The organism is Arthrobacter sp. StoSoilA2 (genome assembly GCF_019977195.1).
In the GTDB taxonomy this organism is placed as follows: domain Bacteria; phylum Actinomycetota; class Actinomycetes; order Actinomycetales; family Micrococcaceae; genus Arthrobacter.
In genome coordinates this window covers 213,062-226,583 of sequence record NZ_AP024643.1, presented here as the reverse complement: position 1 = coordinate 226,583, position 13,522 = coordinate 213,062, and the positions used below count along the sequence as shown (strand labels likewise).

11 protein-coding genes are annotated in these 13,522 nt (G+C 62.6%); 2 read left to right on the top strand and 9 right to left on the bottom strand.

All coding sequences use genetic code 11. From position 1 onward, the window contains the following. From LDN82_RS01105 to LDN82_RS01080, 6 genes are all read right to left on the bottom strand, one after another. Positions 1-2,736 carry a hypothetical protein gene (locus tag LDN82_RS01105; RefSeq protein ID WP_224166059.1) on the bottom strand — a complete coding sequence of 912 codons (2,736 nt, stop codon included), beginning with the start codon at positions 2,734-2,736 and terminating at the stop codon, positions 1-3. 215 nt (positions 2,737-2,951) lie between these two features. Further along, positions 2,952-4,514: an RNA polymerase sigma factor gene (locus LDN82_RS01100; protein ID WP_224094730.1), complete on the bottom strand. Its 1,563-nt coding sequence runs from the start codon at positions 4,512-4,514 to the stop codon at positions 2,952-2,954. A gap of 194 nt (positions 4,515-4,708) precedes the next feature. After that, on the bottom strand, positions 4,709-5,065 hold the full coding sequence (locus tag LDN82_RS01095; protein WP_224094728.1) for a GNAT family N-acetyltransferase: 357 nt from the start codon (positions 5,063-5,065) through the stop codon (positions 4,709-4,711). Further along, entirely contained in the window at positions 5,062-6,513 is a 1,452-nt protein-coding gene (locus LDN82_RS01090; protein ID WP_224166058.1) for an acyltransferase, read from the bottom strand. Before LDN82_RS01090 ends, LDN82_RS01095 begins: the two co-directional genes overlap by 4 nt. Before the next feature lie 90 nt (positions 6,514-6,603). After that, positions 6,604-7,815, bottom strand: coding sequence for an amidohydrolase (locus LDN82_RS01085; protein WP_224166057.1), 1,212 nt, complete (start codon positions 7,813-7,815; stop codon positions 6,604-6,606). Then, positions 7,812-9,230, bottom strand: a complete 1,419-nt coding sequence (locus tag LDN82_RS01080) for an MFS transporter (RefSeq protein ID WP_224166056.1) — start codon at positions 9,228-9,230, stop codon at positions 7,812-7,814. The genes LDN82_RS01085 and LDN82_RS01080 overlap by 4 nt, the downstream gene beginning before the upstream one ends. Positions 9,231-9,351: 121 nt before the next feature. On the opposite strand from LDN82_RS01080, the gene LDN82_RS01075 reads away from it, so the two are divergent. Together LDN82_RS01075 and LDN82_RS01070 are read left to right on the top strand one after the other, a co-directional pair. After that, positions 9,352-10,371, top strand: coding sequence for an Lrp/AsnC family transcriptional regulator (locus LDN82_RS01075; protein ID WP_224166055.1), 1,020 nt, complete (start codon positions 9,352-9,354; stop codon positions 10,369-10,371). Between the two features lie 35 nt (positions 10,372-10,406). Next, on the top strand, positions 10,407-10,682 hold the full coding sequence (locus LDN82_RS01070) for a VOC family protein (protein WP_224166054.1): 276 nt from the start codon (positions 10,407-10,409) through the stop codon (positions 10,680-10,682). Between the two features lie 27 nt (positions 10,683-10,709). Here the strand turns inward: LDN82_RS01070 and LDN82_RS01065 are convergent, their stop codons facing one another. The 3 genes from LDN82_RS01065 to LDN82_RS01055 are packed head-to-tail and all read right to left on the bottom strand — an operon-like array spanning position 10,710 to position 13,489. Beyond that, positions 10,710-11,096, bottom strand: coding sequence for a DUF1304 domain-containing protein (locus tag LDN82_RS01065; RefSeq protein ID WP_224094716.1), 387 nt, complete (start codon positions 11,094-11,096; stop codon positions 10,710-10,712). A 51-nt stretch (positions 11,097-11,147) separates the two neighbouring features. Then, a complete protein-coding gene (locus LDN82_RS01060; RefSeq protein ID WP_224166053.1) occupies positions 11,148-12,023 on the bottom strand; it encodes a class II fructose-bisphosphate aldolase in 876 nt (291 codons plus the stop codon). Further along, complete coding sequence (locus LDN82_RS01055) at positions 12,023-13,489, bottom strand: GntP family transporter (RefSeq protein WP_224166052.1); 1,467 nt, start codon at positions 13,487-13,489, stop codon at positions 12,023-12,025. The genes LDN82_RS01060 and LDN82_RS01055 overlap by 1 nt, the downstream gene beginning before the upstream one ends. Positions 13,490-13,522: the final 33 nt, after the last annotated feature.

The window sequence follows — 13,522 nt, the reverse complement described above, 5'->3', positions numbered from 1 at the left end:
CTACGGCTGGTTCCGGACAGTCTTGCGGCGTCCCATCAGGTAGAGGACGAGACCCGAAAGGATAAGGACGGCGACCGGCAGAATGGAGAACGCGACTCCCGTGTTGGCCAATGCCCCGGCTGACGAATTGGAAGTAATCACGGACCCGCCGGGCTGAACCGACCCGCCGGGCTGATTGGGAACGGGCCGATTCGGAGCGGGCTGATTCGAATCGGGCCGCGAGGAGGCCTGGTGTCCTGGTTGCGGTGCTATCCGCAGGAAAGCCTTTTCGATCTCCTGCTGCCCTGTTCGCGGGAAGGCCACGGCGGTTGTGGCAGGATGCGTTGTTACCAGCCCACCTGCCGAAGACGTCCCCATAGCTGTTGCCGAGTTAGCGACGTTGCCTGCCTTGACGTCCCACCACGTAAGTTCGTAGCTTGCGGAAGCCGTCACAGTTTCGCCGGGCAGCAGTTCACCCGCGGCTCCGGGCCATGCGTAGACCAGTGGCCTGGGTCCTCGCGCGTGATCCGCAATGGCGACGTTCTTGAGGGCGGTGTTTCCGGCGTTCTTCGCCGTGAAGTGATAGGTGATGACCTGGCCCACCTTTGCGGGATCACCCACCGCAGAGGCATCTGCGGTGGTGGAGAACTCAAGGCGTGCATCCGGTGACAACGGTGTATCTGTAGTCACAGGCAACGAGGCCGTGAGGCCGCCGGCGCCGGGAACACCGGCGAGCGCAGCGGAGTTGGCGACCCGACCGGCGTCGAGGTCTGTTTGGGTGATGCTGTAGGCAGCGACAGCACTCACTGTTTGACCCGGTAGCAGCTGGCCGGGGATCCCGGGCCACGAATATGCCAGCTCCGGGAGTCCGGCAAGAGTGTTGTTGATGACCACATCAGTCAGAAGCACGTTCCCACTGTTCGTTGCCCTGAAGATGTAGCGAATCACATCCCCTGCCTGCGCTGGCGAGTGGACAGCGGAGGCATCAGCGCTGTGGGTAAACCCGAGGCCGGGAAGGGGCGCAGCGGCGCCAGTCAAAATGCACTGGATGTTTGCGCCGGCGACGGGCGTCAGCGCAAAGGGTCGGTCAACCACCGCTCCTGCGGGCAAATTCGGCTGCAGGCCAGCTGTGTCCGTACAGGTGATGTTCCGGTGGTAATTGGACGGGATGCCGCCGGCTTCCGTGAGGTAGTAGGTAGTGCCTGCGTTGGCCGTCGTCTGACCCGTGACACCAGAGCCCGCTGCGATACCTGCTACAGATCCTGAGGTAGTGGAGTGAGTAGTGGCATTTATCACTGGACCGGTGGGAGACCCCGCACGGATCTCCATGGTGAATTGGTCGGAGACCGCAGCGCGGGCGGTGGTCAGCGCCTTGCCCAGCGTAATCCTGGGAGCCCGGACCACCAGGGAGGCCGCTGCCGGAGGGTTCAAGTTGCTTGCAATGTCGGTAGGTGCGCTGGAATACGTGCCCTCGGCCGAAACTGTCACATTCACCACCACCGTGCACGAGGCCTGGCCCCGGCTGAGGTCGCCGCCGGAAATCGAGAGCGTTCCGCTGCCGGCATCTGCCGAGCGAAGGAATGGGTTGGTTCCGGGAACCTGAACGCACGTTCCCCCGATGTTCGGATCCCCGGCGATCGTCAGTCCGGAAGGAAGCACCTGGTTGATGGACCAGTCATGCTTCGCGTTGAGTTCGCTGGTATTGGTGACGGTGAGCGTGAGGGTGGAAATCCCGCCGGGGCCCACCACCGCGGGAGTGAAAGATTGCTTCAGTTCTGGAGTGACGTCAAGCAGGCGCACTTCGTCAAAGGCGCCATCGTTCCCGTTGGTGGTGCCGTTGTTATTCCACATTTCAAGCCCCAGGGAATTGCCATTGGCCTGGATCGCCGTGTTCGACGTCATCGAGTTGACGTTGACGGTCCTGGTGACGGTTCCCGGGGTTCCGCCGACGTCGCTGGTGACTTGTTGCCGGAACGAGTCCACGTTGGGATCGTCCCAGGTTTGGCACCCATTGAGTGGGTTCCCGACCGGCGTGGCTGTCCCGTCGCCGTCAACGGCGGCGAACTGATACGACGGATCGCCCGCAGCCAGGCCGCAATTCATGTACGCGGTGTTGAGGCCAAAAGCGTAATAGTGGCCCGCTGTCACCGGGATTGGGCGGGTGGTCCTGAATATCACCCCATCAGCGGGCCCGGACGGGATGGCATCGCACACTGATCCGGTGGAACTGGTAGACGGGCATTCGGTGTAAGAGCCGTTGACGTGATTAGTGGTGGGAGAGGCGGGGGTGAATTGTTGCCCCATGCCCAAGGCCAGCATGCGCATGTACTGATAGCTGCGAATATCCGCGAGCTCGGCACATCTGTTGTTTTTGCCTTCGGCCGCAGTTCCGGACTGCGCCCATGTGGGGGTGTTCGAATTCCGGTAGCTCAGGATGATGCCATTGCACCTGGCAGCGTCGATCCAACCTGGAGAACCTGTGTACGCCTGGCCGCCCCTGCCAATGTACTGCTTTGACCCGGGAGCCGAATAAGACTGCGCGCCAAGGGCGGAGTTGGGGCTGCCGTGCTCGAAATTCTCCGAGAACACCACAATGCCGGGCTGGGTAGCATCAGGCGTCGAGGATGTTGGAGGCATAGGTGGCGTTGACGGCGTTGTCGCCTGCGCAGGGGCAGGTTGAAGGCCTCCCACCGCCGAGGTAGCAGCCAGGGTGGACAGCAGTATCACCAAAGTTCTGGCCAGGAGAGAATTCTTCACGGCTGTTGCTTGTCTTTCCATCGTCCCCAAGCGCCCCAGGCTCAAGACCCAGGCAGTTGCGCTTGGTGCTTCCGCTTCCAAGGAAGCCGATGCGCACAGATATTGTCAGCCTCTTAGTGTTGGCTAAAGCGGAATCGTGACGGAGAAAACAGAAAAAGATTGAGGCCCTATTCGAGCTGGCCGGCGCCGGGAGCGGCAGGCGAAAGGCAGCGCGACTAGTGAAAACTACTGGCGAAGGACTTGGTAAGGATGTATTGGCCGCTGAACTGATAGTTCAGTGTGCTGCCCGCTTCTGTATTCCGAAGGAAAACGCCGAGCTCGAATGCAAGGCCGGCTGGCTCGATGGACGCCGTGGTGCAGCGGATCAATCGATTGTCCGCAGCGGGATCCGAGCACGACCATCCGGCCGGTGCCGAGAATTTCCCCGGGATGAACGTGGCATTCTCCGGCAGGCTGAAGATTGCTTCACCGGAGCCTGGCGCCCGATCTCCGATGAGTGAAAAGCCAACACTGACATCGCGATCGAGTAACCCGCTGCCGGCTTCCATGCCAAAGAAAGCCTCGACCGTCTGTGACGGGGCAGCCGTTGGAGGCGTCGCCTCGGTGGTTGAGGACATCGTCCCCGAGTTCGTGACAACTGCTGCCCGTTGCCTGGCAATTTCCTCGGTGACCGGAAGCGGCGGAACCTGTACGGGTGCAAAAGGTTGCGGCAATTGCACCGCAGTCGGAGCTGGGGAGGGGACGGTGGGCAAGTCAGCTGCAGCACTGGACGCCGGGGGTGATGCCGAGGCACTTGGAGCATCACCGGCGTTGCTGACCTCCACATCAGGCTGCCCGAACCACGCGGCAAGACCAAAAATCGCCACGCCTGCAGCGATCGCCGCAGCAACCTTCCATATGTGCCCGGGGGATCGAACTGTGGCAGGGCTCTGCCCGGTGACGCCGGACGGATTCGATGCCGCGAGCAATCCCGCAAGCGCGCCAGGAGTCAGCACGATGCCCGTCACCAGGGGGAAGAGAGCCGCCCGCATGGCACCTTCGATGTGGTTGAGTTCAAAGAGAAGCGCAGTGCACTTGGAGCAGGTCTCCAGATGCGCACTGACCTTTTCACGTGAGGTCCTTTTCAGGGCGTTCCGTGCATATTTGCCCAACTGGCCGGAATACTCCGAACACTCATCGTCGGGGGCAACCACCACGTGGTTTTGCAGATACGCCTGGCGGAGCCCCTCCCTTGCCCGGATCAGCAACGAGGACACTCCATTGGGGCTGACACCGATGAACGGCGCAGCAGCAGCCGGCTTCATGCCCTCAATGTCCACATGCCAAAGCACCGCTTGCCAGCGCTCGGGAAGGGACCTGAATGCCGACGCCACAGCCGAGGATTCGAATTCCCTCAAGACGGGGTCGGCGTCCACGACGGCGGTATCCAACATCGCGTCGTCAGGGGCGGACTGGGTGAGCCTTGCTTTCCGGTTCCGCGCATGCGCTGTCCGCTGCACGACCGTCAGCAGGTAGGCACGAAAGAATTCCCGTGGTCCTTTGCCGCCGCTAAGGGCCTGGAACACTGATGCGAAGGCCTCGGCAACGATGTCGTCGGCGTCACTCGGGTTATCGGTATTCGCCCGTGCGACGTATTGCGCAGCAGCCAGATGCCGCCGGTACAACGAGTCAAAGGCCTCGTTGTCACCTCCTCGGACCGCCGCAATGATTTCCTGATCGCTGACAGGTCCAGCGGTGATGGTTCCGCTGCTGGAACCAGTATCAAAATCGCTCCCCATAGGCCCAGTGTGACAGCAAATTCCGGGATGACTTGAATCGCAGGGTACTTAGGACTACGGGGTTAAATTACTTGGAAATTCCACGACACGATCCGACGGAAACGTGCACTAATCAGTTGGGAGGCGTCGAGTATCAGGCCGCCCTGGAGGCGCCAAAATAGCCCGCGAAACCCTACCCAAATGGCCCGCGAACCCTACTCGTTGTCCGGTTCGCCTACAGGTTTCTCGGCGGGCCAGTCGACGTCCTGCTCGTAGCCCTCATGCTTCTGCAGGTATGCCGCGATGTATGGGCAATGCGGAATGATGCGCTTGCCGGACGCCACCACATCGTCCAAGGCGAAGTGGGCCAGCACCTTGGCCAGCCCTTGGCCTTTGAACTGAGGTTTTGTCTCGGTATGCGTGAAATCGATGTGACCGGGCCGATCGATGAATTGGGACATCACCGCCAACTCACCGTCTACGCGGAGTTCGTAGCGGTGGAACTTATCGTTGCGCACTGTAGTGACGCCAGCGCGGAATGAGTCTGCCAATGATTCAGTGTGCTCGGTCATGATTCGAGATTGGCACGTAAACCGGGCGCTGGCAATGTGGACCGTTTTCCCCCGCGTGTTTGCGCCCCATCCGGTCCTGGTGGCGGCAGCACCGGCGTCGGGACCCTGCCAAGCAGCAGTACCGCGAGCGCGAAGCATGCCGCTCCCCCGCCCAGGAGCGCCAGCGTCAGGCCGTTGAACGCGGCATCCGCAACGGGGACAAAGACCACGACGGCGGCCGTCACCACAGCGGTGCGCGAGGGACCCCGCGCGTGGCTGGCCGCCGTCGGACGGTCCTCAAGGCGACCGAGGAGCAGCACGACCGGCAGCAGCAGGGCTACGACGGCGAAGAAGACGGGGATGCGCGCCCACCACCATTCCGCTGTGCCGTCGGCCGGTTTGGGAAAGTCGGTGAGCAAGAGGAGTCCGGACATGCCCACCAGGAGAGGAAGATGCCAGAGGTAGACGGTCATGGACCGGCGGCCCGCCACCGCAATTGACGCCTGGACCCAGCGGACAGAGGCGATCCAGCGTATGCCTTTGCCCAGAAGTTGGAGGGTGGCAGTCTGTGAAATCGCCAGCAGGAGCAGGCAAAGGTTGGGTGGGTTGATGTTCACCACCATGTTGCCCGGATATACGGCCACGCCGGTCACCAGCCCGAGCAACACGTTGCTGACTATGATCGCCCCTACCAGCCAGGTTCTGCTGCGATGCTCAAAAAAGCCGTCCGCCATGAGGAAGCCGAGCTGCTGGACTGCGCACCAGACAAACACCATGTTGACGAAGGCAAGAACCGGGAGCGCGCCGCGGAGGGAGTCGACCGTAATGATCAGCGCCACGAGGACGCCCAACGTGGGCAGCGGGGCACGTTGATGAAGCCGGGCCATGAGCGGGATGCTGAGCTGAGCCGTGAGGTAGGCAGCAAGGAACCAGAGTGGCATCGCAGCCCCGGTGGTCATCAACTGGATCACCTGGGGGTCAACGCCGCTGAGCAGAGCCAGCCAGAGCCCCGCCCACATGATGGCGAGCAGGGCCATGGCTGGCCTGACCAGACGCAGCAGTCTCAGCTGGGCGAAGTCGAAGCCTGTGCCGCCGCGTGCTTGCAGGCGTCGCCACGACTGCAACCCGGTGACGCCGCCCAGGACGAAGAACAACGGCACGATCATGAGCACCCAAACCACGGGCGTGAACCAGCTTTGCTCCATGAGGGTGTTTTCCGTGGTGACTTTCCCATCCCTGTGCAGGACGGGACTGACCATCATGCAGTGGGCCGCGACCACCAGGAGCAGGCAGATGAAGCGGACGAGGTCGATCGCTGGATCACGCTGCACACCCGGTTCACGCTGCACAACCGGATCACGCTGCACAGCCGGTTCACGCGGCACACCCGGTTCCAGCCGCGCAGCCGGAGCTGCCGGCACAGCCGTGCTTCGGCTGGCGCCTGGATGAACCGGCTTTCCCCGCTGCATGGCCCTCCCCACGAATACACGCTCCTGCTTGTTGACTCCATTGTCCGCCCCGGGTGCCACGGGGACCAGCGGTGCCCGCGTTGGCCGGTGCTAGTGGCGCGCCCTGGCCAGTAACCGCCCCCGTTCCTCCGGGTCCAAGGCACCGGCGCACGCTGCCGCGGCCAGGCCGTACGATCCGTCAAGTACTGCCTTGTCGGCGCCGGCCGAAGCGCCGAAGGCCGCGAACTCTGCTGTGTGATGGGCTGCGCCACGGACGTCGTAGCCAACCATGGGGTGGATGGTTGGCACCAGTTGGGAGACGTTGCCCATGTCCGTGGAGGCCACTGGCTCGGAATTGAAGACGACGTCCCGTCCGATGGCCGTCATGGCTGCCCGGTAGGCATCCGACAGGAACGGGTCTTGTCGGAGTTCGGCGTAGTCATTGCCCGCTGGCGTGACATCCAGGGTGCAACCGCTGGCGTGGGCGCCTGCTTCGAGGCAGCGCCGCACCTTGTCCTGGATGATGCGCAGCTTTTCGATGCTCGGAGCCCGCATCTCAATGCTCGCCCTTGCGCGCTCGGGGATGACGTTAACGGCGCTTCCGCCTTCGGTGACGATCAGCGAAATGATCGACCCGATCGGGAGCTGTTGCCTGGCCAGCGCAACGGCCGTCTGGGCGACGACAAGTGCGTCCAGGGCGTTGGCTCCTTCCATCGGGGCGGCAGCTGCGTGGGCCGGCCTGCCTTCGAACAACACGTCCCACATGGACATCGCCAGCGACGAACCGCCCACCACGTCCTTTGCCGCGGCATGGGCCATCATTGCCAGGGACACGTCCTCGAAGAACCCTTCGTCAATGAGATCGACCTTCCCACCGGTGGTCTCCTCCGCCGGCGTTCCGAGCACCTTGACAGTGATGCCGAGTTCGTCAGCGACTGCCGCCAGGGCCAGCGCTGCTCCCATCGCGCTGGCCGCGTTCACGTTGTGTCCGCATGCGTGGCCAATGGCGGGCAAGGCGTCGTACTCAACGCACAGCGCCACAACCAGGTCTCCGGTTCCCAGCCGCGCACTAAAGGCGGTGGGTTGTAGTGGCTGGCGATCATCGAAGCGGAAGCCCGCCGCATGGAGTAGCCGCCTGATCCGCTTGACTGCACGGAACTCCTGCCCGCCGAGCTCAGGATCGGCGTGGATGGCGTGGCTGAGGTCCAGCAGGTCCGGTTTCCACCGCTCTGTGGCAGCCTTCAGCCTGGCCTCGATGTCGCTTTGGGATACGCGTACGACGGCGGCCCCGCGGCTTAGGCTGTTAAGTCCAGCGGCGGTCATGCGGACACCCCGGCGTTTTCGCGCTTTGGGTAGCGGGCGCTTGCGGCCGCCGCGACGAGTGCGGCCACAGCAAGGGCTCCCCAGATGCCCTGCAGCCCGGACTCTGAAATATGCCCGGACTCCACGGACGCGGAGGAGATCAGCTTCACCACGGCCGCGCCCACCGCGATCCCGACGGACAATGCGAGCTCATTGAGCCCGGCAGCAGTTGAAGTTTCCTCCAAGGGGACGCCTTCCACGGACAATGAGCGGGTTCCGGCCTGGTACATTCCCAGGCTTAGGTTGAACATCGCAAAGCCCAGGCAATAGCCGGCGAGGGAACTGTGGGCAAGCATCATGACCAGGAATCCGATTGCGAGCAAGACACCGGCAAACACGAGCGTGGCCCGCTCACCGAACTTTCGCAAAGCCCGGGCCGTGAGCAGCGAGGACAAAAGGGAGAGCACGGAAGCCAAGGCCAGGACAATGGCGATCATCAGGGGGCTCAGGGCAAATCCGTAACCCGTCTTTTCAGGATTGGAGTGCAGGAATATCCCGTTGGTGCCGAAGTAGCTGATGGACGCGAAGCCAAAGAAGAAAGTAGCCAGTGAGATGGAGCGGATCCGCGGAATGGCCAGCATCCGCAGGTCCATGAAGCGCTTACCCTGGTTTGCGCTGTAATCACGCTTGGCCCAGTAGGCCAGCAGGGATGCTCCCAGCAGGCCAGCGGCCAAGGTACGGGCATCCAGCCAACCCCATTCGGGCGCCATCGAGACCGCCACAACAAAACCAATGAGACCGAGCGAGCAAGCCAGCAACGGCCCAAGGGCGATGCCCTCGCGGGTCGGCACACCGGCGTCGGGCAGTAAGAAGGAAGAAATGAACGCGACCACCGCGAAAGGAACCGCCACCCAGAAACCGAGCGTCGGGCTGGTGACCCCAACGATTCCGGCAAAAAGCCCGCCCGCTCCCACCATGATCATGAGCATCCCGATCATGACGCTCACGCCAGTGCGCGTATGCCCAGGGCTGCTAACGCGCAGGATGCCCATCATGAGGGGGATGAAGCCCACCACGCACGTAAGCATGACCACGCCGATCGTCACCGTCCACAGCGAGGGCCACAAGGCCATCTGAAGGACTCCTGCCGTCACAACCCCTGTGGACCAGCGCAGCACCAGCCTGTACCCGTAGCTGTCTCCAAGCCTTGAAATGATCGGAGTGAGGACTGCAAAGCTCACGTTGGAGATCAGGAAGATGCCGTTGATGGTGGGGTCGTCAATCTCGAAGACGGGTCCGAGCGCGGGGAGGATGGGGTTCAAGTACCCCTGGGTGACCCCGCTCAGTGATTCAATCAATGCCATTGCGAAGATCATTCCCGCAATGGACCGGCGCGTCGTTACTGACGCCGCCGCTGGTGCTGTCTTGCTTCCCATGTGCTTCCTTGTGGTCTTGGCCTGTTGAGGGTGCCGCCGATTAGTGATGCGAGTCACGACGATATTGCCCTCGTCTAGACTGGCTGGGAAATTGTTTGAAATAGACACAAGGAAGACATCAGTGAACGAATCAGCCATAATTTCCGAGCTGGACCTCGAAATCCTGAATGCCCTCCAAATCAATCCGCGGGCAGAGTGGAGCCGGATTGCCGACGCCCTTGAGCTGTCTGCGCCCACGGTGGCAAGGCGATGGAACGCCCTCGCCGGCCAAGGCCAGGCTTGGATCACACCTGCACCCGGACAGCGTTATCTCAGTGCCGGGTGGTCCGCCTTCATCCATCTGTCATCCTCGCCCAGCGAGAGCGAGGCATTGATTGAGCAGCTGTGCTCCGAACCTGCATTCGGCACAGTTTCTTTGGTGACAGGCGCGCACGATCTCTTCATTGACTGCTTTGCATCCAGCCATGAAGAGTTGATGGATATCGTCACCGGCGCCTTTCCAAGGCTGCCCGGCGTCACGCATCGTGAGGTCGTTTTCGTCACCAAGTTGTATCGGCAGGCCTCAGAATGGCGCAGTGGCACGCTGGAACCCGCGCGCGCAAGGCTCGTGTCAGCGGAACCCCTGCCCGAGCAGTCGGCCTACGCACCGGACCGGCTTGATGCAGCGTTGTTGGAGGAGCTCGCCAAGGATGGCAGGGCGAGCTGGGCGGAACTGGGTGCCGCCTGCCGTGTTTCGCCCCAAACAGCCCGACGGCGGGTGGAACGGTTCCTGGCAACCGGCTACATGACGCTGAGGTGCGATGCGTCCAGCTCCGCCCAGCAGGGGCTGAGGGAAGTGACGCTCGTCCTGAACGTTCCAGCTGAGTTCGTTGACGGTGTGGGCAGCTTCTTCGCGGCGTTGCCCAATTGCCGGTTGAGCGCCCAAGTCCTTGGCGCACAGAACCTGCTGGTCACTTTGTGGGTCCGGGACTATCTGGAGGTCCAGGCCTACGAACGCGAACTTGCCCAGCGGGCTCCAGGAAGTGCAGTCATCTCAAGGCAGGCGGTGGTGCGGACCTTCAAGCGGTTGGGCCACGTCCTTGACGAAGCGGGTCGCAGTCGCAGCGTGGTGCCCCTGCCGCTATGGAGGGAGACTTCGTAAGCGTTATCCACAAGGTCATACGGTGCTCTGGACGGATGCTCCTGACTCACGACAAATTCAGTCAGTTCACCGATCAGCCCATCGCGGACACCCGGAACTCGGTCGGGGCAATTGTTGCCATCTCTGCCGACAGCCGCGAAGATGTTGATGCCCTGGCCGCCAGGGCGGTCGAGGCCGGAGGTTCCGAGATGTACGACCCCAAGGACCTCGGGTTTATGTACAGCAGGGCGTTCCGTGACCTCGACGGCCACCACTGGGAAGTTGTGTGGATGGACCAGGCCGCCGCGCAGAGCGGCCCGCCGGAGCACTAAGCATCTGGAGCACTAAGCAACAGCGCCCTAAAGGACAGCCAGCACGCCAAGCACGACGGCGAGCAGCGGTGTTGTCCCCTGGAGAACCGCAGGGCGGAGGTACTTTTTGCCACTCGCTGCGAGCACCAGTGCCGCAAGGAGCATGGAACCGCAGCAGCTGAAGACGAGGGTCCAGCCCACCTGCGGAGCGCCCATGGCCACTGCGATGATGCCTATCAACGCGCCGATGGCCAGGAAGAGGTTGTAGAAACCCTGGTTGTAGGCAAGTGGCTTGGTGGTTTCGGCGTCGGCCTGTGATGTCACGCTGAATCGTTTCCATGTAGCTGGCTTGGTCCACGTGATGGATTCCATGGTGAAGATGTACACGTGGAGCAACGCCGCAAGCAGGGCGAAAATCAGGGAGGCCAGGATCATGGTCTGATCCTAGCCTCCCCATGTTACGACGCCCGTGAGGGCGGGGTTGTGTCAGTCACTCAGCATGGCGAGTGTCGCGCCTGCGAAGGACCACGCGGAACCGTTCCATCGCGCCAGCAAGCCTTGGAGGTTCTCACCGTCGGCCCGGTGGGCGGCGGTTTCCGCTTCGAGGGTCGCCAGGATTCCGGTGCGTAGCTCGGTATTGAAGTTCACCTTGCCAACCTGCATGGAAGGAGCCTTTGAAAGCTGTTCAGCGGGGATTCCGGAGGCGCCGTGCAGCACCAAAGGAACCTCCGTCCGTGCAGCAACTTCCTGGAGTACATCCCAGCGGATGTTGGGCTCACCCTTGTACTTTCCGTGGACGTTACCCACCGCAACGGCGAGCAGTTGCGCTCCGGTCCGCACAACGAACTCGGCCACCTGCGCCGGATCAGTGAGGCCGGCGGCTGAAGTGCCGGCGTCGTGCGCTGAATCTTCGGTACCGAATGCCTTGTCCTCGTCGCCCGCCAGGCCACCCAGCTCTGCCTCGATTACGACGTCGGACGCACCTTGCGCATCCAGCGCGGCACGGACTTCGCGGACCAAGGCGATGTTGTCCTCGAACGGCAAGGACGAACCATCCGCCAGCACGGCATCCGCACCGGCAGCCACGGAGTCGCGGATGACCTGCAGGTCCGATGCGTGGTCCAGTTGGACGGACACGGGAATGCTGGCGTCGTCGGCGAGGCCGCGAAGTGCCGCGATGAGCCTGAGCCCGTTGGGGGTGGAAGCCGTCTTCGGAGCTACGAGCAGGATCACGCCGAGCCGGGCTTCCTCCGCCGCCGAAACAACGGCCAGCGCGGTAGTGAAGTCGTAGCAGGTGAAGGCCGGAACAGCAGAGCCGTCAGCGAGCGCGGAAATGACCAACTGATCCAGTTTGGCGCGCATTAGTGGGCCAGGCCTCCCACCAGGATCCAGGCAACGTACGTCAGCGCGAAGCCGGCCAGGCCCAGGATGGTAGTGAGGACGGTCCAGGTCTTGAGGCCGTCGGTGACAGTAAGGCCGTAGTACCGGATCACGGTCCAGAATCCTGCGTCCGTCACGTGGGACAACCCCAACGCGCCGAATCCGATGGCGATCACGATCACGGCGATCTGGGCGGGCGTGTAGCCGCCTTCCATCACTGCGGAAGTGAGCAGGCCGGTAGTCGTGACAATGGCAACGGTGGCCGAGCCCTGGGCGGCGCGCAGTGCAAGGGAGATAACGAAGCCGAGAACGATCACCGGCAGGCCCAGGCTGTCCAGGGTGTGGGACAGGGCTGCGCCGATGCCGGAGGTGCGGAGGACTTCACCGAACACGCCGCCCGCGGCGACAACCATGAGGATGGAAGCAATGGGAGGAAGGGCGCCTTCGAAGATCTCGCCGGTTTCCTTGAGTGACCAGTTGCGGCGGACCGCCAGCAGGAAGAAGGAGAGGGCTACCGCCACGAGGAGCGCGAAGAACGGGTTGCCGATGAACGCGGCCACGCCGTACCAGTAGTTGTCCTTGGCAATGGTCAGCGTCCCCAGCGTGCCTACGAGGATTTGGACGATCGGAGCGGCGATCAGGAACATGATCAGGCCGGGACGCGGAGGGGCGATGGCGCGGGCGCCCGGACCGTCAGAGCCCACGTGGACCAGGGACTCGGAACCGAATTCGTCCACCTGCGCCTTGACGCCTGGAAGCAGTTCGTAGTCCTTGCGGTTCATGATGCTGGCAACCCAGTAGGACAGGAAGCCAAGCGGCACGCAGATGATCAGCGAGATCAGGGTGATGAGGCCAATGTCAGCGCCGAAGACGCCGGCGCCTGCAACGATTCCCGGGTGCGGCGGGACAGCCACGTGAATGGACAGCATGATGCCGGCCATGGGCAGGCCGAACTTGATGGGGTGAACGTTCGCGATCTTGGCGAAGGCATAGACAATCGGGACGAGGACGATGACGCCCACCTCGAAGAACACGGGAATCGCCACGAGGAAGCCCACGGCCGTCAAGGCGATGGCAACACGCTTGGCGCCCAGCTTCTCAGTGAAATGGGTGGCCAGCGACTGCACGCCGCCGGATACCTCGATCATGCGGCCAAGAATGGCGCCGAGGGCAATCAACAAAGCAACCTTGCCCATGGTGCTGCCAACGCCGTTGGCCACCACTGTGAAGATGTCCCTGAGCGGAATCTGGGCTGCCACGCCCACCAGGATGCTGACAGCCAACAGGGCAACGAAGGCCTGGATCTTGAAGCGGATAATCAGCACCAGCAGCAGGGCAATGCCCGCAGCAGCGATAGTTAGCAACAGGGGTGTTCCCAGTTCCACAGCCGGTTTGATGGCGGGGGCATCAGCAGCCCGGACCACCAAGGAGTTGATGAGGGGATTCATTGGGGGTGTCTCCTTTGACATACCAGTCTAGAG